Below are 22,754 nucleotides of genomic sequence, written 5' to 3' on the forward strand. Positions count from 1 at the left end.
AGACCCAGGATCCTCGCCCCGTGGCCGACCGACGCACCCACTACGAGGTTCTCAAGGTCGAGCGCGACGCCACCTCCGAGCAGCTGAGGGCCGCCTACCTGCGCCAGGCGCGACGCCACCACCCCGACACCGCCGGCAGCGACCTTTCGGCCATCAGCGAGGCCGAGCGCGAGATGAGGTCGATCAACGCCGCGTGGGAGGTCCTGTCTGACCCAGAGGCGCGTCGGCGGTACGACCTGACGCTGCCTGTGCCCGAGCGGCCCGGCGTGAACATGGGTGCGCCAGACGGCGATCAGGGCGGCGAACCCGAGTGGGACCACGACGCCATCGCCGACGCGCCAGGTGTGCCCATCGGCGGCGTTGCCAAGGTCTTCGTCAGGGCAGCGCCGATCGCCTTCGTGGCCGGGATGCTGCTGATCTTCGTTTCGGCGGTCATGCAGAACTCGGCCCTGTGGCGCCTCGGGCTGGCCACATTGGTGGGTTCTCTGGTGGCGTTCCTGCTGGCACCGTTCTTCGTCATGGCCTCGAGCCACGGACGCGACTGAACCACGGCCCTACAATCGCAGCGATGGCGACCTATCTGGACCGTATTCTCGAGCAGCATCGCGAGGCCGCGGCCCAAGACCGCCGCTCGACCGAGGAATTGTTGACCTTGGCTCTCGCGGCGGCGCCCACCCGTGGGTTCGCCCAGGCACTCAGGGCAACCGGTTTGTCGGTGATCAGCGAGGTCAAGCGTCGCTCGCCGTCCAAGGGCGATCTCTTCGCCGATCTCGACCCGGCCTCATTGGCTCGCCAGTACCAAGCCGGTGGTGCGGCATGCCTGTCGGTGCTGACCGACTCCGCGAACTTCGGCGGTTCGCCCGCCGACCTGCAGGCCGCCCGCGACGCCGTCGCTCTGCCCGCCATCCGCAAGGACTTCACGGTGCATGCCCACGATGTTCTCGACGCCCGCATCATGGGTGCCGACGCGGTCCTGCTGATCGCAGCAGCCCTCGACGACGCCGAACTGGCAGACTTCCACGCCTTGGCCACCGAGGTGGGACTCGACGCCCTCGTCGAGACCCACGACGAGGCCGAAGTCGAGCGGGCCCTGGCCGTAGGCGCAAGCCTCATCGGTGTCAACCAGCGCGATCTCGTGACCTTCCAGGTCGACCATCAGCGAGCACGACGGGTCGCCGCCTCGATCCCCAGCACGTGTGTGCGGGTGGCCGAGAGCGGCGTGCGAGGCCCGGCCGATGCAGCCAGCCTGGCCGAGGTGGGATATGACGCGGTGTTGGTGGGCGAATCGCTGGTTACCTCTGGCGACCCCGAGGCCGCCGTTGCGGCCCTGGTCGCGGCCGGCAGCTAGACGATCAGCGCGGCCTCGACCTCGGCCGCCAGCTCGGCGGGCGGACGGCGCTGGCCGCCATCGTCGAGAGGGTCGACCACTATCCACTCGCCACCCCATCGACGTTGAGCCAACCGGCGGTATCCGTCGAGGGCGTTGCCTTGCAGCGAACCGTCGGCTTCGAAGGCGTCGCCGTCGTTGCCATCGCGATTGCGGCGCTGCTCGCCTGCCATGCCCGTGCCTGTAGCCAGCAGAACGGTCAGTGCGGGACGCGGCAATCCGAATCGTTCGAACTCGAGTTCGGCTATCCAGTCGGCGAAGCCATCGGCACCTGACGTGCCCAGGCGGGCGCTCCCGTAGGCGGCGTTGGAGGCGCACCAGCGGTCGGCGATCGTGACGGTCGACGCGGTATGGCCCAGGCGCACGCGATCGACACTCCAGTAGTGCCACCGGTCGGCCGCAAACGCGAATGCCAGAGCTTCGACCGAATCGAGCAGGGTCTGGTCGTGGCCTTCCAACGCCGCGGCGATGGTCGTGCCGAAGGGCGTGCAGCCGTATCTCGGAAACGACATGCGTGCGACGTTGCGCCCCCGGTCGACCAGTATCTCCTCTAGAGCGTCGGCCAGCGTCTGCTTGCCGGCCCCATCGATGCCTTCGACCGCTATCAGCACGGCACAAACGTAGCCGTTGCGCCCGCGGGCGCGGGTACGCTCACCGACGTGTTCCCGACCGATCGTCAGCCCGGCTTCGTCAAGATCTGTGGCATCACCTCCGAAGACGATGCCCTGCTGGCGGTGGCCATGGGTGCCGATGCGGTCGGCTTCATATTCGCTCCGTCCACCAGCCAGGTAACGGTCACCCGGGCTCGAGACATTGCCAAGCGCCTGCCCCCTCACGTGTTGACGGTTGGGGTGTTCCGCAACGAGGCCCCCGAGCGTGTCGTCGAAGCGGTGCTCGACGCGGGTCTGGGCGCTGCGCAGCTACACGGCCACGAGAGCTCCGAGGAATCGGCGTGGATCGCCCAGCGGATCCCGTCGGTCATCAAGGCCTTCAGCGCCGGCGACCCAGACATCGACCGAGCTGCTCAGTTCGGGGCTGCGGCCGTTCTGGTCGACAACATCACCCCAGGTTCGGGTGAGGTCTTCGACTGGCGCCTACTCGACTCGGGCTCGGCGCGAACACGCCTGATATTGGCCGGCGGCCTCGGCCCCGACAACGTCGCAGACGCCATCGCGCAGGTGCAGCCCTGGGGCATCGATGCCAAGAGTGGGGTAGAAGCCGAGCCCGGGCGCAAGGACCCCATGAAACTGAGGCAGTTCGTTCTCTCAGCACGATCGGCGTTTGCTCAGCTCGAGGCCTTGCGCGCCGACGACGCCCGGCCGCCCGCAGGCACGACACAGGCCGACCCGATCTACGACTGGCTCGACGAGTGATCGCCCACCCCTGGCTCCTTTGCCCAGGCCACACCCTTACGGCCAACACCACCACGACGGAAGGTGATTCCACATGACGATGACCGCACCGACTCCGGAGGGAAGGTTCGGCGAGTTCGGCGGACGTTTCGTTCCCGAGTCGCTGATCGCCCCATGCGAAGAACTTGCCAAGGCCTTCGCCGAGGCGTGGGCCGATCCCGAGTTCATCGCCGAGTTCGAGCAGGTGTTGCGCGACTACGCAGGCAGACCCTCACCGCTCACCGAGTGCCATCAGCTGTCGAAGAAGCTGGGGGTGCGCGTGCTGCTCAAGCGTGAAGACCTCAACCACACCGGCTCGCACAAGATCAACAACGTCATCGGCCAGGCCCTGCTGGCGCGGCGCATGGGCAAGACCAAGCTGGTGGCAGAGACCGGGGCCGGCCAGCACGGCGTGGCGACGGCCACAGCGGCCGCACTGCTCGGAATGGAGTGCAAGGTCTACATGGGTGCGGTAGACGTCGAGCGTCAGGCGCTCAACGTCTTTCGGATGAAGCTCCTGGGGTCCGAGGTCGAAGCCGTCCAAAGCGGATCTCGAACTCTGAAAGACGCGGTCAACGAGGCTCTGCGGCACTGGGTTGCTGCGGTGGAAGACACCCACTACTGCCTTGGTTCGGTCATGGGTCCTCACCCGTACCCGTGGATGGTGCGCGAGTTTCACCGCGTCATCGGCGCCGAGGCGCGCCAACAGTGCTCCGAGTTGCTCGATGGCGGAGTGCCAGACGTGGTGGCCGCTTGCGTCGGCGGAGGCTCGAACGCCATAGGCATCTTCTCGGGCTTCGTCGATACCGACGCCGAGTTGGTCGGAGTCGAGCCTGCGGGCGGCGCCGCTGTAAAGGGTGGGGTGCCTGGTGTGGTCCACGGCATGTTGAGCTACCTGAAGCAGGACGAGGACGGCCAGGTGCTCGAGGCCGAGTCGATCTCGGCCGGCCTCGACTATCCCGGCGTTGGCCCCGAACACTCTCATCTGGCCAGCATCGGCCGCGCCCAGTACGTCTCGGTCACCGACGAAGAGGTCATCGAGGCGTTCCAACTGTTGAGCCGCACCGAGGGCATCATCCCGGCGCTCGAGTCGGCCCACGCAATCGCGTGGGTGGCCCGCGAGCCCAGCCTCGTCGGCAAGACGGTGCTGATTAACCTGTCGGGTCGTGGCGACAAGGACGTCGCCCAGATGATGGACATTCTCGGATGACGATCTCGCTCGAAGCCACCCTGACCGCCCGCAAGGCCGCCGGCCGCAAACTCCTGGTGCCTTACATCACCGGCGGCATGGAGCAATGGGTCGACGCGGTCAGAGCCGCCGCCGCGGCAGGCGCCGACGCCGTCGAGATAGGCATTCCGTTCAGCGACCCGGTGATGGATGGTCCGGTTATCCAAGAGGCGTCGTGGCAGTCGCTGCAGCGCGGATCCACCCCCGGCTCGATCATCGCCGAGGCCGCCAATCTCGATGTCGAGATCCCGCTGGCGGTCATGACGTACTACAACCTCGCCTACCGGGCAGGGCACGAACGTTTTGCAGCCAACCTGGCCAGGTCGGGCATCAGCGGATGCATCCTGCCCGACCTTCCCTACGTCGAGTCGGCACCATGGCGTGAGGCGGCTGCGGCAGCCGGGGTTGAGCCGGTGCTACTGGCTGCACCCACCACCCCAGACCATCGCCTCGGCGATCTGTGCGCCGCATCGCGCGGTTTCGTGTACGCCGTCGGTGTCATGGGCGTAACCGGTCAACGCAGCCAGTTGGCAGCCTCGGCCGTCGAGATCGCCGCCCGCTGCAAACAGGTGACCGACAAGCCAACGCTGGTCGGGGTTGGGGTCTCCAACCCCGAACAGGCCGCCGAGGTCGTTCAGGTCGCCGATGGTGTCGTCGTCGGCACATCCATTGTCAGGCGCCTGCTCGACGGCGACGGGCCCGAGGGCGTTGCCGAGCTGGTTGCCCAGTACAGGCAGGCCGTCGACGGTTCATGAGCACCGAACCCGGGTGTGAGCTGTGCGAGGCCGCTCGCTTCACGCACTGGTATCACGAGGACGAGGTCTGCTGGGTCGCCGACTGTGAAGCCTGCTCGACCCCGATGGTCGTTTGGAAGCAACACGGCACCGCTCCACCCGAGGCCGAGATCGACCACATGCTGTCGCGCCTGGTAGAGGCTGCCGACCTGCGCTTTGGTGTTGGGTGTCACAGCATCGACAGGGTGATGCGCCAGGTGCCCGAGCATTTCCACGCCCACGCTCGCGACACCGACTGGCTGACACGACGATGGACCGAGCCGTTGTCGCTATACACCGGTGTTGGGGGCGAGCGATCGACGCGCTGACCGATTTGCTCAACATCATCGGCCCGCCCGCCGATGGAGCCACGTGTCGAAGCGTCGCCATACGTCCGATCACACGCCGCCACTCATAGAGCAGAGGCACGCCCCGATGGGCGAGCGCGTCGGTGATCGGCCCCTTCCCCCGGGCGTGCGCCGACGCGACAAGCGGGTCGAGCCCGAGGTCAGACGTCGTCGGGGCGACCCAGACGACCTCGACTTCGAGCGCCGCGAACCCAAACTCGACGACGGCGAGCTGGCCGGTACCCATTCGCCCGACATGACAACGGTTGCTGGCAGCGGCTCGTTGACAGTGCCTGCGCCATCTGACAGCACCGTTCAGACCGGAGACAGCGACGTGACCGACCTAGCGCCCGAACCGGTTCTGTCCTCGGCACCCGAAGATCGCAGCCTTCCTCCGCTGAGCTCGGCGTCCAAGTCGACCAACCCGACACGGGGTTTCGAGGAGTTCTGGCTTCACCGCTTGATCCCCGCCAGAGCGATGGTGGTCATGTTCGTACTGGCCCACGTGGCGGTGGCGGTTCTGCTGTACCTGTTCCTGGCCTGAGCACCCGCACCAGTGGACTTCAGTCCCTGATCAACACGGCTTGGGCTCGGTACCGTGTAGGTCGTGAAGACCCCCCATCGCGCCTTGGCGGCGCTGTTCTGTATTGCGTTCATGTTCGTGTCGTGCGGCGGCTCTGAGGAGGTCTCGGACTTCGTCCCGCCCGCCGACGAGAGCTATCCAGCACAGCAGGTAGAACAAGGCCAAGCCATCTACCAGCGCTACTGCCAGTCGTGTCACAAAGCAGACGGGTCGGGCCAGGTTGGCCCCAATATTCGCCAGGTCTGGGAGCGTCTGAGCTTCGAGGAAGAGGTCGAGGTCGTAGCGGGTGGGCGCAACCAGATGCCCAAGTTCGAACAAACCCTCACACCCGAAGAGATCGAGGACGTCGTCGCCTACACGCGCGTCGGCTGGTGAGCCGATCTAGCATCGGTCGGCGATGACCGACTTTCCCGATCCCCGAGATCTCATTCCACATCGAGAGCCGTTCCTGTTCCCCCAGCGGATAGTGGCTCTCGAACCGGGCGTCAGCTGCACGGCCGAGTGGCACCTCACGGGCGACGAAGACTTCTTCGCCGGACACTTCCCAGGTCGCCCGACGTTGCCCGGTGTGCTGATCGTCGAAGCGCTGGCCCAAACCGCCGGACTGGCAGCCATGGCATCGCCGGCACTGGCGGGCAAGATCCCGCTGTTCGGAGGCATCGACAAGGCCCGGTTCCGTCGCCAGGTCGTCCCGGGCGACGTGCTGGTGCTGGAGGCCACGCTCGGACGCATGGGTGCCCGAGCCGGAAAGGGCTCGGGCACCGCCAAAGTGGGTGATGAGTTGGCCTGTCAGGCCGACATGTTGTTCCTGATCGCCGACGCCTGAAGCGGCGTCGAGCAGGCCGTCAGCGGGGCGGGCCCATCAGGATCGAGCCGTTGTGGCCTCCGAAGCCCAGGCTGTTCGACAGGCTCGGACCAGGCGTCCACGCCCGCGGGCTGCCGTGCACCACATCGATGGCCGGCATTTCGGGGTCGAGGTTCTCGAACCCGGCCGTGGGCGGAATCAGGCCCTTGTCGATCGACAGGGCCAGCGCCACCGCCTCGATAGCACCTGCGGCTCCAAGGCCGTGGCCGGTCACACCCTTGATCGACGTAACCGCTGGGCCGGGAGTACCAAACAGTTTGGCCACTGCCTGGGCCTCGGCCATGTCGTTCAGCGGCGTCGATGTGCCATGAGCGTTGACATGGGCGATGTCAGCCGGCGTCAGGCCGGCGTCGTCCAGAGCCAACTGCATGCAGGCCACCGCACCCACACCGCCAGGCGAGGGCGCCGTGATGTGATGGGCGTCGGCATTCGAGCCTGATCCCAGCAACTCGGCGATGATGGTCGCACCTCTGGCAACCGCAGAGTCCCATTCCTCGAGCACCAGCACGCCGGCACCCTCGGTCATGACGAAGCCGTCCCGGTCCTTGTCGAATGGGCGCGAGACACCCGAATTCGACAAGGCGGTCATGTTGCGGAAACCGGCGATACCAGTGACCGTCATGGCCGCTTCGCAGCCCCCGGTCACCACCGTGTCACAGCGGCCCATGGCGATCAGCCGGGCGGCATACCCGATCGAGTGAGTGCCAGCGGCACACGCCGTGGTGATGGTCTCATTGGGGCCCTGAAGACCCCACTTCATGGAGATCGCAGCGCCAGACGCGTTGGGCATCATCATCGGCACCAAGAATGGGCTTACGCGACGCTCGCCCTTCTCGGCACAAACATGAACCTGGTCTTCGAACGTCCCCATGCCGCCGACACCGGTCGCGTATATGACACCACTGCGTGCCGGGTCGGAATGGATTCCGCCCGCCTGGGCGATGGCCTCGGTGGCAGCCGCAATTGCGAACTGGGTCGAGCGGTCTGCCCTGCGGGCATCCTTGGGGCTGTCGTAATAGGGCGACGGATCGAAGTCGGCGATGCGGCGCTCGGCGCCATCGGTAGCAGGACCGCAGATGCCCTCCCAGAAGGCATCAACACCGATACCTGCCGACGACACCACACCGAGCCCGGTGATGGCGACGCGGCGCCCGTACATCACAGCTTCGATTCGACGAGGGCCATGGCCTCTTTGACGCCCACGACGCCGTCGAGCTCTTCCTCGTCGACACTGATGTCGAACTCTTCCTCGAGTGCCATGACCAGCTCGACGAGATCGAGGCTGTCGGCGTCGAGATCGTCGGCGAAGCTCGCCTCCATCGTCACCTGATCGGCTTCGACGCCGAGCACTTCGACGGCACACTTCTTGAATCGATCGAAGTTGTCGCTCACGGTTGTCTCCTGTGGGTGTGATGTCTTCGTCTAAAGACGCTGGTCGAATCTATCGGGTTTGTTGTACAGCGACGGGCTGTGTTGGTCTGGCATGGTCCCTAGTGGCCCATGCTGTGTCGCTCTGGCATGGTCCCTAGTGGCCCATGCCCAATCCACCATCGACTGGGATGACGGCGCCTGTGATGTACGACGCCGCAGGCGATGCCAAGAACACGACTGCGCCCGCCACCTCGGCGGGCTCGGCCACCCGCCCCAGGGGCACACTGCTGGTGATGGCCGCCCGCTGGTCGTCGGTCAATGCCTCGAGCATGTCGGTGGCAACAGGACCCGGCGCCACCACGTTGACCGTCACGTTGCGGCTGCCCAGTTCGCGGGCCAACGATCGGGCCATACCTACCAACCCGGCCTTCGAAGCGGCGTAGTTCACCTGGCCTGCCTGGCCGGACAGACCCACGACCGACGAGATGAAGATCATTGCGCCTTTGCGGGCCCGCAGCATGCCCCTGGCGGCCCGCTTGGCCATCCGGTACGTGCCGGTGAGGTTCGTGTCGACCACCGAGGCGAAATCTTCGTCGCTCATCCGCAGGACCAACTGATCGTTTGTGATACCCGCATTGGCCACCAGCACCTCGACCGGCCCCAATTGGGAGGCGATCGCCTCGAAGGCGGCATCGACAGCCTCGCCGTCGGTCTGGTCGCACTGGATCGCCAGCAAGCGATCGTCATCTGGTGGGCCCGACCGGTAGGTGACCGCCACGCGGTCGCCGTTGTCGGCAAAAGCCTGGGCGATCGCCAGGCCGATGCCACGCGAACCGCCCGACACCAGGACCACCCGCCCGGTCGGCTCGGAAGTGTCGGTCATGTGTCTGCACTCCAACGCACTACGGCGGCAGCCGAGGTCATGCCCGCCCCGAAACCGACGAACAACACCCGATCACCCTTGTGGATTCGGCCGCCCTCCAGGGCATCGACAAGGGCCAGCGGAATCGACGCAGACGAGGTGTTGCCGGTGTAGTGAAGGACGGTGATCGCCTTGTCAGACGGGATGCCGAGACGTCGACACGATGCGTCGATGATGCGGATGTTGGCTTGATGGGGGATCACGTGGTCGACGTCGTCTGGGGTCATGCCCGCCATGTCGAGCGCTTCGCGAGCGGCCGCCTCCATTACCAGGACGGCGTTCTTGAACACCGCTCGGCCGTCCATGATGAGCGTCCCGGCGCGCTCGGCGTACAGAGCGGGCTCGAGCGTGCCGTCAGAACTCATCGAGAAGCCGAGCAGATCGCCTTCGTCGTCGCAGCGCTCGAGAACCGCGGCGCCGGCGCCGTCGGCGAACAAGATGCAAGTGCCGCGGTCTTCCCAGTCGACGATCGTCGAAAGAGTCTCAGAGCCGATCACCAGGATCTTGCCCAAACCCGACTTGATGAACCCCTGAGCGGCGACCATTCCGTAGACAAAACCCGAGCACGCGGCATTGAGGTCGAAGGCGCCACACTTGAGCCCCAACTCGGCCTGCACACGAGATGCGCTGGCAGGCACCTGGCGATCTGGGGTGGTCGTGGCCAAGATGACCAGATCGATCTCGTCTGGCTTGGCCCCCGCCCTCTCCATGGCGGCGCGGCCGGCGTCGACGGCCAGACCAGCGGTGGTACCCCCGATTCGGCGTTCCTTGATGCCGGTGCGTTCGGTGATCCACTCGTCGCTGGTATCGACCGCCTTGGCGAGGTCGTCGTTGGTGAGGATCCTGTCGGGTAGAGCCGACCCCCATCCGGTGATTCGCAGTCCTGTCATTGCGTTGCCGTTCGGTAGTAGCGAACCGATCTGGTTCATCTGGTTCGGAGCCAAGCCACCGGTTGGCGAGCGGTAACCCGTTCGCCTTCATAGGCCATCACTCCCATGACCGTGCCCTCGAAGGGCGACACCACGGGGTCGTCGCCCACGTGCCCAAGAACCTCGCCCACCGCGATGTCGGCGCCCACGTCGAGGCCTTGCCGGGGGGTGAACAGGCCGGCGCTGGGTGTTACCACCACGCGCTCGGTGACGAACAGGTTCTCGCCGACCGACGAGCCCGTCGCCGGATCGGTGCTCTCGAGGTCAGAGATCAGGCTGTCTAGGTCTGAGGGCTTGGCCACCGACACCGTCGTTCCGCCCACCGTGCGCTTGGCCATGCCCGTCAGGGCGGCTCCGGGCCCGAGTTCGACGAATGAGGTGACGCCCAGCTCTTCGAGGCGATACAGGCTCTGGCGCCAGCGAACCGGGCTGGTCAGCTGGGCGCGCAACAGGTCGGCCCATTCGTCGGCGCCCTCGTGAGCAGACGCATCGAGGTTGGTCACCACGGGCACTGCCGGAGCTCGGAACCGCACCGTCGACAGGGCCTTGGCCAACCGATCGCCGGCCGAAGCCATGAACGGGGTGTGGAAGGCGCCGCCAACCGCCAGAGGCATGGCCCGCTTGGCCCCCAACTCCTTGGCCGCAGCGCCCGCGGCCTCGACCCCAGCCGGTGAGCCGGCGATGACGACCTGCCCGGGTGCGTTGTAGTTGGCTACCCACACCTCTTCGGAGACCGAGCCACACGCTTCGACGACCTTGTCGTCGTCGAGGCCCAGCACGGCCGCCATGGTTCCGGTGGTCATCTCGGCGGCGTCTTGCATCGCTTCGCCGCGTTCGGCGACGAGGCGCACCCCATCTTCGAAGCTGATGACGCCCGTGGCGGTGAGGGCCGAATACTCGCCCAGACTGTGACCGGCGGCGATCGATGGAACGAGGCCGATCCGTTCGACGGCGTCGAGAACGACCATCGACAGCACGAAGGTCGACAGCTGCGAGTTGCGGGTGGCCTTGAGCTCGTCGGCGTCGGCTTCTAGCAGCAGGCGGGCGACGTCGCGACCGCAGGCTTGCGACGCTTCGTCGACGAGCTCCCATGACGGATGATCGACCCAGTCAGAGCCCATCCCCGGTTTTTGTGATCCCTGTCCCGGGAACGTGAACGCGAGCAACAGGTCCCTCCTGGTCGGCTCGTGTGGAGGTTCGACCCCCCGAGGTACTGATTGGTTACGGCTTGGTGACGAAATGTTGGCACAGAATGCTGACCACAGCATCAGTACCGTGCGGTAACCTTCCCAGACGCACCTCCGGCCCCGGTGGTGGAACGGCAGACACGGCGGACTCAAAATCCGCTGCTCGCAAGGGCGTGTGGGTTCAAATCCCACCCGGGGCACTCTGCGACCCGTCGGGTCGTGCCGATAATCGTCTCAGTGTGCGGCGATTATCCCGTCGGCCACCAGCCGTTCGATGACGTCGCTCTCGTAGCCAAGGGCCATGAGTTCGTCAGCCGTGTGCTGACCCACCTGCGGTGTGTCGGCCGACGCCACGAATGCCCCTTCGGACCCGAATCGCACGGGCGGGGCCGGCATCACGATGGTGCCCAACCGCGGGTGCTCGTAGCGTTCGACGAGCCCGGCGGCTTCGGAGTCTGGATCCAGCAGCACCTCCTCCAGGAACCTCACGGGTGCAACGGGCACCCGAGCTCGACCAGGGCATCGACCAACTCGGCCGTCGGCCGGGCCGCTATGGCTGCGTTCACCTGGTCGGCGGGCAGAGCGCCCAGCGGGGGAGTGCCCTCGATGCCCAGTACTGTCCCGACGTTGCCGAAGTGTGTTGGTATGGCTCCCATGGCGATCCAGCCATCCAGGGTTCTGAAGACCCCGTAGGTCGAAGGCATCTTTCCGGCGGACTGCTGGCGCCTCTGGAAGATCTCGTCGAAGTCGGCACCGCTGTGGCGGTCGTCGACCAACTCGATCTTGTCTGGTTCGTGGTCGAGGAAGATCGACGCGGTGCGATGTTGCAGCACCAAGGCCGCTGCAACCAGCGACGTGGCGACGTGTTGCCCCCGGCCGGTTCGCTCGCGGTGGAACAGCGCTGATGCAACGCCGAAGGCCAGCAGCGTCCCGGCTGTGTAGTCGCAGAACAGCTGCTGGCGATCGAACTCGAGGTCTGGGGTGGCGGCAACCGAGGTCATCAGGCCTCCGAAGCCCTGGGCTACCAGGTCTACGCAAGCCCGGCCGGCCCACGACCCACCGGCGCCGAAACCGTCGACTTCGCCATAGATCAACGAAGGCTTCTCGGCGCGCAACGACTCGTAATCGAGACCCATCTTGGCCGCCGACCCCGGCCTCATGTTCGAGATGACCACATCGGCGCCCAGGCACAACTTGCGGGCAGCGGCGCGGCCCTCTTCGGTGCCCAGAGCCAGCGCAACCGAGCGCTTGCCCCTCGCCTTGACGACGAACTGCTTGCCGTCGCCGCCGGCGGGCATGCTGTTCAGGCGGGTGGGGGTGCCGGCGATCGGCTCGATGCACAAGACCTCGGCCCCGCCGTGGGCGAACTGTTCGGCCGCGTATGGCGCCGCGACGTACTGCCCGAACTCGATCACCCTGATCCCGCTGAAGAGGCCTGTGTTGGTCGTGTTTGTGTTCGGCATTGGTCCCGCTCCAGTCGGTAGACCGGCGTCGGTGGATACCCGCGCCCCCTCGGTCTCGTCCGATTCTCTCCAAAACTCATGGCCAAGACCAACCCGCCACCATCGGGCTGATCGTGTTCGTCTTGGACGTCGGTTCGATGTGGTGCTATCCCTGCGACGGCCCGACACCACCAGGAGACAGATGTACGTAACCGGTTGGGAGTTGGTCGCAGTGTTGGTCGTGATCGTCGCTGGCGCCTGCCTTCAAGGCTCGATCGGCTTCGGGATGTCCGTGCTGTCGCTGCCCTTCTTCATCTTCATCGAGCCCGACCTGCTGCCGCAGTCGATGTTGGTGGCCAGCCTGCCCTTCGTCGTGTTGATGGCGATCCGCAACTGGGGCGAGTTCCAGTGGCGCGAGGTCATCGTGCTGTCGCTGGCGCGAATACCCGGGGCCGTGGCCGGCGTTTTCGCGGTGCGGATGCTCAGCCAAGACGCCATTGCGGTGGCGGCCGCAAGCGGGGTCATTGCTGCCGTGGCTCTCAGCGCCTGGGCGCCTGCTGTGAAACGCACTCTTCCGGTGTTGACCACCGCCGGGTTCACCTCGGGCTTGTTCGGCACGGCAGCCGCAATAGGTGGGCCTCCGATGGCGCTGGTGTTTCAGCGCGAGACCGGACCCCGCATCCGCTCGACGATGAGCATCATGGCCACCGTCAGCATCACGATCGCGCTCACCTCGTTGTCGTTCGGAGGCCAGATCCAGAGCGAAGACTTCGTGACAGGGCTGGTCATGGCCCCGGCCTCGATCGTCGGGCTCGGACTATCGAGGTTTGTCATCCCTTACTCGGACCGGCGCCTTCGCACGCTGGTGCTGCTGGTCTGCGCGGTCGCTGCGGCCGCGGCCATCGCCAAGGTGGTCCTTACCTGACCGTCACGGATGGCTTCTGGGCCGCCCGACTGGTTCTAGACTCTGCGGCGATGAGATCGAAGGTCGAGCGCAAGCTGTCGAAGAACTCGACACGGCTGAAGAAGCTGCGGGCCGACCTTCAAACCCTCGAAGCCGAGTACGGCCATTTCGTTTTGTCGCCCGAGCCGGGCGATCGCCGCGGGCCCGCCCACGTCGAGCGCATCGAGCGTCGCATCGCCGAGATTCGGGCCGACATCGTCAGGCTCGAAGCCGAGCAAGACACCCTGCTCGACCAGCTCTAGCCGGCCTCGCTACGTGCAGGTCGATCGACCTGTAAACTCGTTGTCTCCGGCTCTCAGGAGGTTCCCGTGCCGACCCGTGTCGTCATCGCAGAAGACGAAGCGATAATCCGCCTCGATCTCAAGGAAATGCTCCAAGAAGAGGGCTACGAGGTCGTTGGCGAAACGGGCCGTGGCGACGAGGTGGCGGCGCTGGTCCGCCAGCATCAACCAGACCTCGCGATCCTCGACGTCAAGATGCCAGGTCTCGACGGCATCTCGGCGGCACGCGAAATCTCCGAAGACAAGAACACGGCCGTGTTGATTCTCACCGCCTTCAGCCAGCGTCACCTGATAGAGCGAGCCCGCGATGCCGGCGCGCTGGCCTATCTGGTCAAGCCTTTCCAGAAGGCCGAACTGGTTCCGGCTATCGAGGTGGCTCTCGGGCGCCTGCGCGACATGCAGAGCCTCGACGCCGAGGTCAAGGGTTTGGAAGAGCAGCTCGAGACCCGAAAGCTGGTCGATCGGGCCAAGGGCTTCTTGATGGACAACCACAAGATGTCCGAGAGCGAGGCCTTCACGTTCATCCAGCGCACGGCCATGAGCGAACGCCAGACCATGGCCAACGTGGCCAACCGGGTGGTCAGCGGCGAGCTGTCTCCTGCCTGACGTGCCTCCGGCGTTCTTCGACCACTCCCTCGTCGACGGGGTCGAATGGTTCAAGCCCACCGAGTATTGCCGGGGACCGTGGGACGCCAATTCTTGTCACGCCGGGCCGCCGTCGGGGCTCATCGCCAGAGCGGTCGAACAGCTCGTGCCCCACATGCAGCTCGTGCGGCTCACCGTCGAACTGCTGCGTCCGGTGCCGATAGCCGGATTCTGCGTCCAGGCCCAGATGGTCTCGGCCGGCAGGCAGGTGTCGCGGACTTCGGCGCAATTGGTCGACAGCGAGGGGAGGGTTTGCGCAACGGCCCTCGCATTGCACATGGTGTCGCTCGAGCATCGCGACATCCCCAGCGCACCAGCCCGCAATCCGGGCGGGCACCTCGAGGGAGCTGTCCAGGGGCCGTTCCCGATCCGCATGACCCTGCACGGGTTGCCGGCGATAAACACCTCCGAATCGATGGATACCAAGTACCCAGCAGGCGAAGACCACTTGCCTGGTCCTACGACCATCTGGATGCGCACCATCGCTTTGCTGGGCGACGAGGAACCGTCGGGGTTCCAGCGAATCTGTGTGCTGGCTGACAGCGGCAACGCCATAGGGCGCAACAGCGAGCCCGACGAGTTCTCGTTCGTCAACCCCGACCTCACGCTGGTGTTGCATCGCCAGCCGGTGGGCGAGTGGTTGGGCTCACAAGCCATCTCCGATTGGCACCCCGATGGCATCGGCCTCGCCGACGCCCTGTTGTTCGACGTCGAGGGTGTCGTGGGCCGGGCGCTCCAGACCCTCGTGGTCCGCTGACGCAGTGTTTCCCCAGAGGCTCGGCGTCGTCGACCAGCAGGCGGCCGATCCGACCTGGCACAGCGATGGAGTGCAGTTCATCGAAGCCACAGCGTCGGGTGGCATGCCATGGCTGACCAGCCGGGCTGAGGCCGCCGACCGCGGCGAGCCGACCAGGTGGTTCGATTTCAAGGACGTGCTGCGGCTGAACCGGGTCGACGTGCTGGGGTTGGGACGGGTCGGCTGGTACCTCGACCCTGGCCCCGAGCAAGACCTGTGCGCAGCGTTCTGGTGTGACGTCTGGCTGCAAAGCGATGTTCGGGCCAACCATGTGGCCGTCGCCGAGCGGATCACCTCGGCGATCGGCCCGGGGACCGATACCAGCGTCTCGAATACGGTCGAGACAACGTGGGCGGTGGGCTTCGTGACGGTGCGAGCCTTGTCGTTTCCGCTCGAACTGCAGACCGACATGGGCTCCAACCCGCTGCACCAGGCCCACCCCGAGCTGTGGCTTCGCACCCAGGTCGACATCTCGACATCGATGGCCAACCCCAGCCCCCTTCCCGAGCTAACTGAACGTCGAGTGGCCGCCACCTGGCGGCGACCGGTCGAGGTGTCCCAGCTGCCGGTGTGTGACGCCCAGATCGTTCGGCCTCACGGTCTCGACATTGTCGGCACACCCATTTCGGCGTGCGAGATCTGGGCGGACGAACACTGGGTCTGCGCCGGCGCCACCAGGTTGTCGGCGGCGGTGCGCCGTGCCTCGATCGTGGCGCTGGATCACGAGGTTGCGACGCCGGCCAGAGGCGCCGGGTCGACGACTCTTGTCGCTCGCCTGGCCGACGGGCGCTCGCATGTGCTGCTGCACGGCCCGCGATACGACGACTTCGACCGACTGGCACCAGAGCTGGCCGACTTCCTGGGCGTCGATGTGCGACGCGACGAATACGAAGACTTCTGAACAGAGGCCCGCCGACCGGCACCTCGTCCCAACCGGCTGTCACTGCAGGCAACTAGGGTGCATGCCGATGGCGAAGATCCTGCTCCTAGACGGCCACTCCCTGACCCACAGGGCGTTCAACGCGCTGCCCACCGACCTGATGACCGCCTCTGGCCAGGTAACCAACGCCGTGTTCGGTTTCACGTCGATGCTCATCAACGTCATCCGCGACCACCAACCAGATGGCGTGATAGTCGCATTCGATCGCCCCGAACCGACGTTTCGTCACGAGATGATTCCGACGTACAAGGCCAACCGCAGCGAGACTCACGAGCTGCTCAGACCCCAGTTCGGTCTGGTGCGCGAGGTCATCGATGCCATGCAGATTCCAGTGGTCGAGGTGCCGGGCTTCGAGGCCGACGACGTCTTGGCCACGCTGGCCACGCGTTTGCGCGACAACGGCGACGACGCGGTGTTGGTCACCGGCGATCGCGACAGCTATCAGCTGGTCGAAGACCCCCACATCAAGGTGTTGTACAACCGGCGCGGCGTCTCGGACTATGCGATGTACGACGAAGCCGGAATCGAGGAGCGCACTGGTGTGCGCCCGGCCTTGTACCCGCAGTACGCGGCTCTCAGGGGCGACAACTCCGACAATCTGCCGGGCGTGCCCGGCGTTGGCGAAAAGACCGCCGCCAAGCTCATCAACCAGTACGGGGGCCTCGACGGCATCTTCGAACACGCCGACGATCAGACACCCAAGCTGCGCCAGAACCTGATCGAGAACGAGCAGAAGGCCCGGTCGAACTTCGACGCCATGGTGCTGCGGCGAGACGCCCCGATCGAACTCGACCCCACCACCGTGCGATGGGACGAGGTCGACGTAGACGAGATCCAGCGCTTGTTCGAGTTTCTCGAATTCCGCAGTCTCTACGAGCGGCTCAACGAGGTTCTCGATGGGCGTCTTCCCACATCGGAGGCCGGCGGGGGAGTGCTCGAGGCCGAGGTCGACGTGCTGGCCGATGTCGCCGACGCCGTCGGCGCGCTCGAGCGCATCAGGGCCGCCCGTCGACCGGTGGCAATAGACGCATGCTGGGAAGATCGCCGGCTGGTCGGCGTCGCCCTGGTCCAAGACAGCGAGCAGGCCCAGTGTGTGTTCCTGCCGGTCGAACTCCTCGACGATCAGGCCGTCTCTTCCGCGCTGGCATCTGTGCTCGGCGACGGGGGAGTGCCAATCAACGCTCACCACATCAAGCCGTTGATGCGCAACCTGATGGCCAGGGGCATCGACACGACCCGGCTCGACGTCGACACCGAGTTGGCGGCGTACCTGATCGACCCGGCCGACAGCCGCTACGGCCTCGAAGAGCTGTTGTTGCGATACGCACATCTCGAGTTGGCCGGCGACGCGTCGACGCCTTCGGGGCAGCTGTCGTTCGGCGACGAGGCCTCAGACCCTGCACTGGATGCGGCCAGGCGCGCCCTCGCGGTCGATCGGTTGGCGCCTGTGCTCGACGACATCATGAAGCAGCGGGCCACCCGCGACCTGTACGACGATCTGGAACGGCCCCTGGTTCGGGTGCTTGCCCGAATGGAAGAGCTGGGAATCGGCGTCGATGTCGCCGAGTTGACGCGCCTGCGCGATCACCTCGTAGCCGAGTGTGATCGGCTAGAGGCGGCCATCGTCGAGGATGCCGGGCACGAGTTCAACGTCAACTCGACCAAGCAGCTTCGCGAGGTGCTCTTCGACGAGCTCGGCCTGACCCCGCAGAAGAAGACCAAGACCGGCTTTTCCACCGATGCGGCCTCGCTCGAGAAGATCCGCGACCAGCACCCGATCGTGGCCCACCTCCTCGACTATCGCGAGGTCGAGAAGCTACGCAGCACCTACGGCCAGGGGCTGCTCGACGTGGTGGGCCCCGACTCGCGCATCCACGCCACGTTCAACCAGACGGTGGCGCGCACCGGGCGGCTTTCGTCCGAAGATCCCAACCTGCACAACATCCCGGTTCGCACCGAGCAGGGCCGCGAGTTTCGCAGGGCGTTCGTTCCCTCGGCCGGTCTGAAGATGCTGGTTGCCGACTACAACCAGATCGAGCTGCGAGTGATCGCCCACCTGGCACAAGATCCCGGGCTCATCGGCGCCTTCGAGTCTGGGCAAGACATCCACACGGCCACGGCTTCTTCGGTGTTCTCGGTCGACCCTGGGTCGGTCACCATCGAGCAGAGGTCGAAGGCCAAGATGGTCAGCTACGGGCTCGCATACGGCATGGAGGCATTCGGTCTGGCTCAGCGCTTGGGCATCGAGCGCAGTGAGGCCTCCGAGATCCTCGACGCCTATTTCGCGGCCTTCCCGAATGTGCGGTCGTTCATGGACACGGTCGTCGCCGACGCACGTGACCGTGGCTACACCGAGACCGAGTTCGGCCGCCGGCGCCTCATACCCGAGCTCAACTCGCCCAACCGCCAGGTCAGAAGTGCCGCCGAGCGTCAAGCCATGAACGCCCCCATCCAGGGGCTGGCTGCCGACATCTTCAAGGTCGCGCTCGTTCGCCTCGACGAGGCTCTGTCCGAGGCCGGCCTCGAGTCACGCCTGGTGCTGCAGGTCCACGACGAGGTGATTCTGGAGGTGCCGCCCGCCGAACTCGAGGCAGCGATGGCGCTCACCGTCGACACGATGCGAGACGCTGCCCAGCTGAGGGTGCCGCTCGAGGTCAACGTCTCGGTGGGCGATACGTGGGCCGCCGCCAAGTCCTGAACTGCCTACGAGTTGGCAGGTGGTCGCCCGGCGACCAGGAAGAACTCGGGCTCGTCGATGGTCGGGTCGGTTCGTTCGTATCTCTCGCCAGAACAAACGGACCATATGTCGATCGGTTCGAGGCCAACCGATTCGGCCAACAACACCAGTTCTCTGGGCGTGAAACATGTGGTCCACAGGTCGACCTCTCGACCCGTGCCGTCGGGGTCGTGCACCGTCGTCACCTCGTGATGTACACCCCGATAGGCGTCGAAGGTGCCATCGGTGCCGCCTTCCAGATGCCTCACCTGGAAGTAGGCCGAGAACGCCGCCACCCCGACTCGGCCACCGGGGCGCACAGCTCGGGTCATGCCTGACAGGACGTCGCGGTCGCCGCCCAACCCGACCCGGTCTGTCGGGGCTGCGGGTCCGGCCTGCAACCCGAACGCGCCCTGGCACATGGCGTAGGCCGCATCGAACTCGCCGTCGAACGTAAGAGCCCGGGCATCGCCCCTGACGAAACTGCAGCCACGCGTTCCGGCACCGCTGGCCAGGTCGACGAAGGTCTGACTGATGTCGACCCCCACGACCTCGATGTCGAGCTGAGCCAGCGCATGGGCGTGGCGCCCCGGCCCGCAGCCGACATCGAGCACCCGCATGCCCGCCTCGAGCCCCAACACGTCGACGAGGAAGGCCGTTTCGCGTTGTGTGCCCTTGGTGAACGAGTACCTCAGATAGGCAGAACCCAGGTGGTCGGCCAGCCCCTCGAACCAGTGGTGTTCGCTCACCCGAAAGGCGCCTGTCCGGTCGGCACCAACTCGACCCACGTACGCCCCGGCGCCAACAACAATGGCGAGCCGTCGTCGTCGCGCAGGTCGAAGGTCTCACCGACCGAGCTGCGGCTCCAGGTGATGTTCAGGGTGAAGCCGTCGACCATGGCCAACCCGCGGCCCGATCCGACAGCGTCGGCCACCGGCGACCCGGTGGCGCCGCTGATCGAGTAGGGCGTCTCGAGTATCACGACGTTAGGAGCCGACACCCGAACCAGGTCCGAGTCGAGGTGTGCCGAGTTCGAATGGGAGCGGACGTACCGATCGGCCTCCCAATGCCACGACACGGTCTGGGCTCCGAACTCGAGCGTGACCGGCGTCGTGTCGGTTCCCTGTGCCGTGGCCAGCACCTCGGGCCGGTAGTCGAACACATGCCCTGGTGCGGTGCGAGTCGGTTCGGCGAACGACCAGAAGCTCGCGGTGCGAGCCAGCAGGTCGTGAGGGTCCGATCGTCTCGACGTTCGGAAGTAGGCAGAACCGTGGGCGTTGTCGGGCCAGATGCCCTGCACCTGAGGGGCGTCGGCAACTATCGAGCGCACGTATCTGTTGCCGCCGCTGAACGCCAACAAGCTGTCGCCGAGCATCGGCAGCAGGCCGAGGTCGGTCTCGCGCGCCGAGCGGATGGGCCCCACCAGCCCGGGGTCTGTGCTGTGGAACACAGCGACGAATCGGGTGATTCCACCTTCGACCATCTCCTCGAAGACGATGTCGGCCTGGTTCACCCCCCACTGTCCTCTGGCCGCCGAATGGTTGTCGATCTTCACCGCCAGAGCCGGTCGAGGATCGACCGAATCGGTGGGCAGCCCGGTCAGCGGCCATGCCGGCCCGGCCCCCCGCACCATCCAATAGCCGGAACCATCCGGGGCGGCGGCCATACCGACTACGGGCTCCGTGCGCTGCCTCGTGGCCGCCGAGCCGTGGAAACCAGCGTCACCGAACGAGAAGATGCCCCCGTCGGCCGCCGCCATCCAATAGCCGTTGCCAGAGGGCGTGGCAGCCATGTCCACCACGGGCTGATCGAGGGTCATTGCGCCGGTGCTGCCCAGGAATGGGGCACCGAACGCGAATATCCCCCCGTCAGAGGCGACCAGCCAGTAGCCGTTGCCCGACGGGTGTGCGGCCATGCCCACCACCGGTTCTTTCAAGGTGATCGCACCCATCGAACCCAGGAAGGCCGAGGCGCCGAACGCAAAAACGCCTCCGTCGGAGGCGACCAGCCAGTAGCCGTTGCCCGACGGGTGTGCGGCCATGCCGACGATGGGTTCGTTCAGTACCAGATCGCCAAGCGAGCCGAAGAAGCCGGCGTCGCCGAACGCGAATACGCCTCCGTCGGAGGCGACCATCCAGTATCCGTTACCGGTCGGCGTGGCCGCCATGCCGACGATGGGCTGGTTGAGTGCAATGTCACCCAGCGACCCGTGGAACCCGGCGTTTCCGTATGCGAAGACGCCGCCGTCGGCAGCGGCCAGCCAATAGCCACCGCCGTCTGGTGTGGCTGCAATCGAGCGCAGCGGGCTTGCCGGCGTGATCGCAGCCGTGTCGCCGTGGAACGCGACACCCAGCGCGTGCACGTCGGCGTTCAGGTCGACGGCCTGCTCGTCGGCGCCGACGACCCCGACCGAAACAAGGGAAACGGCGAACGCGATGAGTAGGACCGGGATCTGTCTCATGCGTGTCGAGGGTAGAACACGCCGGCGCTCGCATATTCGGTCGCGTCCAGGTGTAGCCTTGTCACGGCGCTCCGCGCGCCGCCATGTCCCTGCACGCCAATCAAGTAGTAAACGTTGTCCGATACCACCAACCCCACCGCTGAGCCCATGTCCGACGAGTTCGGAACATTTACCGAGGCCGGCGACTACATCCCCCGCACAATCGTCGAGGACGACCTCGGCGGTATGTCATTCGAAGATGCCATCAACGGCACGATCGTCGAGTTCGAAGACGGTGACATCGTCAACGGCACCGTCGTAAAGGTCGACCGGGACGAGGTCCTGCTCGACATCGGTTTCAAGTCCGAAGGCGTCATCCCGTCGCGTGAGCTGAGCATCCGCAACGACGTCAACCCTTCCGAGGTTGTCGCCATCGGTGATCAGATCGAGGCTCTCGTCCTTCAAAAGGAAGACTCCGAGGGTCGCTTGGTCCTGTCCAAGAAGCGCGCCCAGTACGAGCGCGCCTGGGGCAAGATCGAGGAGATCAAGGAAGCCGACGGCGTCGTCAAGGGCCCCGTCATCGAGGTCGTCAAGGGCGGTCTCATCGTCGACATCGGCCTGCGCGGCTTCCTTCCCGCCTCGCTTGTCGAGCTGCGCCGTGTCCGCGACCTGCAGCCCTACGTGGGTATGGATCTCGAAGCCAAGATCATCGAGCTCGACAAGAACCGCAACAACGTCGTTCTGTCGCGCCGTGCCTGGCTCGAGGAAACCCAGAAGGAACAGCGCGAAGAGTTCCTCGACAACCTCAAGCCCGGCGAGCGCCGCCCCGGCGTCGTGTCGTCGGTCGTCAGCTTCGGCGCCTTCGTCGACCTGGGCGGCATGGACGGCCTCATCCACGTGTCCGAGCTGTCCTGGAAGCACGTCGACCACCCCGGTTCGGTCGTTGCCGTGGGCGACGAGGTCATGGTCGAGGTGCTCGAGGTCGACCGCGACCGCGAGCGCATCAGCCTGTCGCTCTAGGCCACCCAGCAAGATCCGTGGCAGGAGTTCGCTTCGGGTCACCGTGTTGGCGAGCTCGTCTATGGCCGTGTCACCAAGCTGGTGCCCTTCGGCTCGTTCGTCCAGGTGGGCGAAGGCATCGAGGGTCTGGTCCACATCTCGGAGATGTCGGCACATCACGTCGACCTGCCCGAGCAGGTCGTCACCCCCGGCGAAGAGCTCTGGGTCAAGATCATCGATCTCGACCTGCAGCGTCGCCGCATCAGCCTGTCGATCAAGCAGGCTGCCGAGGGTGGTGTGGTCGCTGCCGAGTACCAGGAAGCCTTCGGCGAAGACATGTACGACGCCGACGGCAACTACATCGGCGACGGCACCCTCACCACCAACGACGACGGTGTCGTCGACTACACCGAGGAAGCCCGCCAGGCCTGGCGCGAGTACTACGAGCAGTACGGCGAAGAGGCCTACCGGCAGGCGGTTGCAGAGTACGGCGCGGGCGACGACCCGGCTGGCGTGCTCGGCGACGACGAGCCCGCCGAGGACTGAAA

At 65.9% G+C, this 22,754-nt stretch carries 26 protein-coding genes, 1 tRNA gene and 1 pseudogene; 18 read left to right on the top strand and 10 right to left on the bottom strand.

Going from position 1 to position 22,754, the window contains the following annotated elements; genetic code table 11:
• Positions 1-20 precede the first annotated feature (20 nt).
• Both R2770_00245 and trpC read left to right on the top strand, forming a co-directional pair.
• Positions 21-545, top strand: coding sequence for a J domain-containing protein (locus tag R2770_00245; protein ID MEZ5278877.1), 525 nt, complete (start codon positions 21-23; stop codon positions 543-545).
• Between the two features lie 23 nt (positions 546-568).
• Positions 569-1,348: an indole-3-glycerol phosphate synthase TrpC gene (gene trpC, locus R2770_00250; GenBank protein ID MEZ5278878.1), complete on the top strand. Its 780-nt coding sequence runs from the start codon at positions 569-571 to the stop codon at positions 1,346-1,348.
• Here trpC and R2770_00255 read toward each other — a convergent pair.
• The gene (locus R2770_00255) at positions 1,345-1,998 is read right to left on the bottom strand and encodes a dTMP kinase (GenBank protein MEZ5278879.1); all 654 of its coding nucleotides are present in this window, start codon (positions 1,996-1,998) and stop codon (positions 1,345-1,347) included. The two genes, trpC and R2770_00255, sit on opposite strands and share 4 nt — an antisense overlap.
• A gap of 48 nt (positions 1,999-2,046) precedes the next feature.
• Between R2770_00255 and R2770_00260 the strand changes: the two genes are divergently transcribed.
• The 7 genes from R2770_00260 (at position 2,047) to fabZ (ending at position 6,535) form a co-directional block, all read left to right on the top strand.
• Positions 2,047-2,760 (top strand): phosphoribosylanthranilate isomerase, encoded by a 714-nt coding sequence (locus tag R2770_00260; protein MEZ5278880.1) that lies wholly within the window; start codon positions 2,047-2,049, stop codon positions 2,758-2,760.
• Between the two features lie 73 nt (positions 2,761-2,833).
• Positions 2,834-3,988, top strand: coding sequence for a tryptophan synthase subunit beta (gene trpB, locus R2770_00265; GenBank protein ID MEZ5278881.1), 1,155 nt, complete (start codon positions 2,834-2,836; stop codon positions 3,986-3,988).
• On the top strand, positions 3,985-4,761 hold the full coding sequence (gene trpA / locus R2770_00270) for a tryptophan synthase subunit alpha (GenBank protein MEZ5278882.1): 777 nt from the start codon (positions 3,985-3,987) through the stop codon (positions 4,759-4,761). The genes trpB and trpA overlap by 4 nt, the downstream gene beginning before the upstream one ends.
• Positions 4,758-5,108 carry a hypothetical protein gene (locus R2770_00275; protein MEZ5278883.1) on the top strand — a complete coding sequence of 117 codons (351 nt, stop codon included), beginning with the start codon at positions 4,758-4,760 and terminating at the stop codon, positions 5,106-5,108. The genes trpA and R2770_00275 overlap by 4 nt, the downstream gene beginning before the upstream one ends.
• A gap of 106 nt (positions 5,109-5,214) precedes the next feature.
• Positions 5,215-5,670 carry a hypothetical protein gene (locus R2770_00280; protein MEZ5278884.1) on the top strand — a complete coding sequence of 152 codons (456 nt, stop codon included), beginning with the start codon at positions 5,215-5,217 and terminating at the stop codon, positions 5,668-5,670.
• Between the two features lie 63 nt (positions 5,671-5,733).
• Positions 5,734-6,084 carry a cytochrome c gene (locus R2770_00285; protein MEZ5278885.1) on the top strand — a complete coding sequence of 117 codons (351 nt, stop codon included), beginning with the start codon at positions 5,734-5,736 and terminating at the stop codon, positions 6,082-6,084.
• A gap of 22 nt (positions 6,085-6,106) precedes the next feature.
• Positions 6,107-6,535, top strand: a complete 429-nt coding sequence (fabZ, locus tag R2770_00290; protein MEZ5278886.1) for a 3-hydroxyacyl-ACP dehydratase FabZ — start codon at positions 6,107-6,109, stop codon at positions 6,533-6,535.
• Between the two features lie 19 nt (positions 6,536-6,554).
• Here the strand turns inward: fabZ and R2770_00295 are convergent, their stop codons facing one another.
• The 5 genes from R2770_00295 to fabD form a co-directional block, all read right to left on the bottom strand.
• The gene (locus R2770_00295) at positions 6,555-7,733 is read right to left on the bottom strand and encodes a beta-ketoacyl-[acyl-carrier-protein] synthase family protein (GenBank protein MEZ5278887.1); all 1,179 of its coding nucleotides are present in this window, start codon (positions 7,731-7,733) and stop codon (positions 6,555-6,557) included.
• A complete protein-coding gene (acpP, locus tag R2770_00300; protein ID MEZ5278888.1) occupies positions 7,733-7,966 on the bottom strand; it encodes an acyl carrier protein in 234 nt (77 codons plus the stop codon). The genes R2770_00295 and acpP overlap by 1 nt, the downstream gene beginning before the upstream one ends.
• A 133-nt stretch (positions 7,967-8,099) precedes the next feature.
• Positions 8,100-8,828, bottom strand: coding sequence for a 3-oxoacyl-ACP reductase FabG (gene fabG / locus R2770_00305; protein MEZ5278889.1), 729 nt, complete (start codon positions 8,826-8,828; stop codon positions 8,100-8,102).
• Positions 8,825-9,757: a beta-ketoacyl-ACP synthase III gene (locus R2770_00310; GenBank protein ID MEZ5278890.1), complete on the bottom strand. Its 933-nt coding sequence runs from the start codon at positions 9,755-9,757 to the stop codon at positions 8,825-8,827. The genes fabG and R2770_00310 overlap by 4 nt, the downstream gene beginning before the upstream one ends.
• 35 nt (positions 9,758-9,792) lie before the next feature.
• The gene (gene fabD / locus R2770_00315; GenBank protein MEZ5278891.1) at positions 9,793-10,962 is read right to left on the bottom strand and encodes an ACP S-malonyltransferase; all 1,170 of its coding nucleotides are present in this window, start codon (positions 10,960-10,962) and stop codon (positions 9,793-9,795) included.
• A gap of 138 nt (positions 10,963-11,100) precedes the next feature.
• Between fabD and R2770_00320 the strand changes: the two genes are divergently transcribed.
• A tRNA-Leu gene (locus tag R2770_00320) sits at positions 11,101-11,183 on the top strand.
• A 34-nt stretch (positions 11,184-11,217) separates the two neighbouring features.
• On the opposite strand, the gene R2770_00325 is transcribed toward R2770_00320, so the two are convergent.
• Together R2770_00325 and R2770_00330 are read right to left on the bottom strand one after the other, a co-directional pair.
• Positions 11,218-11,487, bottom strand: coding sequence for a CoA transferase (locus R2770_00325; protein ID MEZ5278892.1), 270 nt, complete (start codon positions 11,485-11,487; stop codon positions 11,218-11,220).
• The gene (locus R2770_00330) at positions 11,469-12,446 is read right to left on the bottom strand and encodes a CoA transferase (protein MEZ5278893.1); all 978 of its coding nucleotides are present in this window, start codon (positions 12,444-12,446) and stop codon (positions 11,469-11,471) included. The genes R2770_00325 and R2770_00330 overlap by 19 nt, the downstream gene beginning before the upstream one ends.
• Before the next feature lie 181 nt (positions 12,447-12,627).
• Between R2770_00330 and R2770_00335 the strand changes: the two genes are divergently transcribed.
• The 6 genes from R2770_00335 (at position 12,628) to polA (ending at position 18,749) form a co-directional block, all read left to right on the top strand.
• Positions 12,628-13,350 carry a sulfite exporter TauE/SafE family protein gene (locus R2770_00335; protein ID MEZ5278894.1) on the top strand — a complete coding sequence of 241 codons (723 nt, stop codon included), beginning with the start codon at positions 12,628-12,630 and terminating at the stop codon, positions 13,348-13,350.
• A 50-nt stretch (positions 13,351-13,400) separates the two neighbouring features.
• Entirely contained in the window at positions 13,401-13,631 is a 231-nt protein-coding gene (locus R2770_00340; GenBank protein ID MEZ5278895.1) for a hypothetical protein, read from the top strand.
• Positions 13,632-13,697: 66 nt separating this feature from the next.
• Positions 13,698-14,276, top strand: coding sequence for a response regulator (locus R2770_00345; GenBank protein ID MEZ5278896.1), 579 nt, complete (start codon positions 13,698-13,700; stop codon positions 14,274-14,276).
• A gap of 1 nt (position 14,277) precedes the next feature.
• A complete protein-coding gene (locus R2770_00350) occupies positions 14,278-15,072 on the top strand; it encodes a thioesterase family protein (GenBank protein MEZ5278897.1) in 795 nt (264 codons plus the stop codon).
• Between the two features lie 4 nt (positions 15,073-15,076).
• Positions 15,077-16,012, top strand: a complete 936-nt coding sequence (locus tag R2770_00355; protein ID MEZ5278898.1) for a hypothetical protein — start codon at positions 15,077-15,079, stop codon at positions 16,010-16,012.
• Positions 16,013-16,079: 67 nt separating this feature from the next.
• Positions 16,080-18,749: a DNA polymerase I gene (gene polA, locus R2770_00360; protein ID MEZ5278899.1), complete on the top strand. Its 2,670-nt coding sequence runs from the start codon at positions 16,080-16,082 to the stop codon at positions 18,747-18,749.
• A gap of 5 nt (positions 18,750-18,754) precedes the next feature.
• On the opposite strand, the gene R2770_00365 is transcribed toward polA, so the two are convergent.
• Together R2770_00365 and R2770_00370 are read right to left on the bottom strand one after the other, a co-directional pair.
• Entirely contained in the window at positions 18,755-19,516 is a 762-nt protein-coding gene (locus R2770_00365; GenBank protein ID MEZ5278900.1) for a methyltransferase domain-containing protein, read from the bottom strand.
• The gene (locus tag R2770_00370; protein MEZ5278901.1) at positions 19,513-21,228 is read right to left on the bottom strand and encodes a DUF3048 domain-containing protein; all 1,716 of its coding nucleotides are present in this window, start codon (positions 21,226-21,228) and stop codon (positions 19,513-19,515) included. Before R2770_00370 ends, R2770_00365 begins: the two co-directional genes overlap by 4 nt.
• Positions 21,229-21,342: 114 nt before the next feature.
• Here R2770_00370 and R2770_00375 point away from each other — a divergent pair, with 114 nt between their 5' ends.
• Positions 21,343-22,227, top strand: a complete 885-nt coding sequence (locus R2770_00375; GenBank protein ID MEZ5278902.1) for a S1 RNA-binding domain-containing protein — start codon at positions 21,343-21,345, stop codon at positions 22,225-22,227.
• Between the two features lie 51 nt (positions 22,228-22,278).
• Positions 22,279-22,752, top strand: a pseudogene (locus R2770_00380) (S1 RNA-binding domain-containing protein).
• The last annotated feature ends 2 nt before the right edge of the window (positions 22,753-22,754 follow it).

This window comes from Acidimicrobiales bacterium (genome assembly GCA_041394185.1).
Taxonomy (GTDB): domain Bacteria; phylum Actinomycetota; class Acidimicrobiia; order Acidimicrobiales; family Poriferisodalaceae; genus JAAETH01.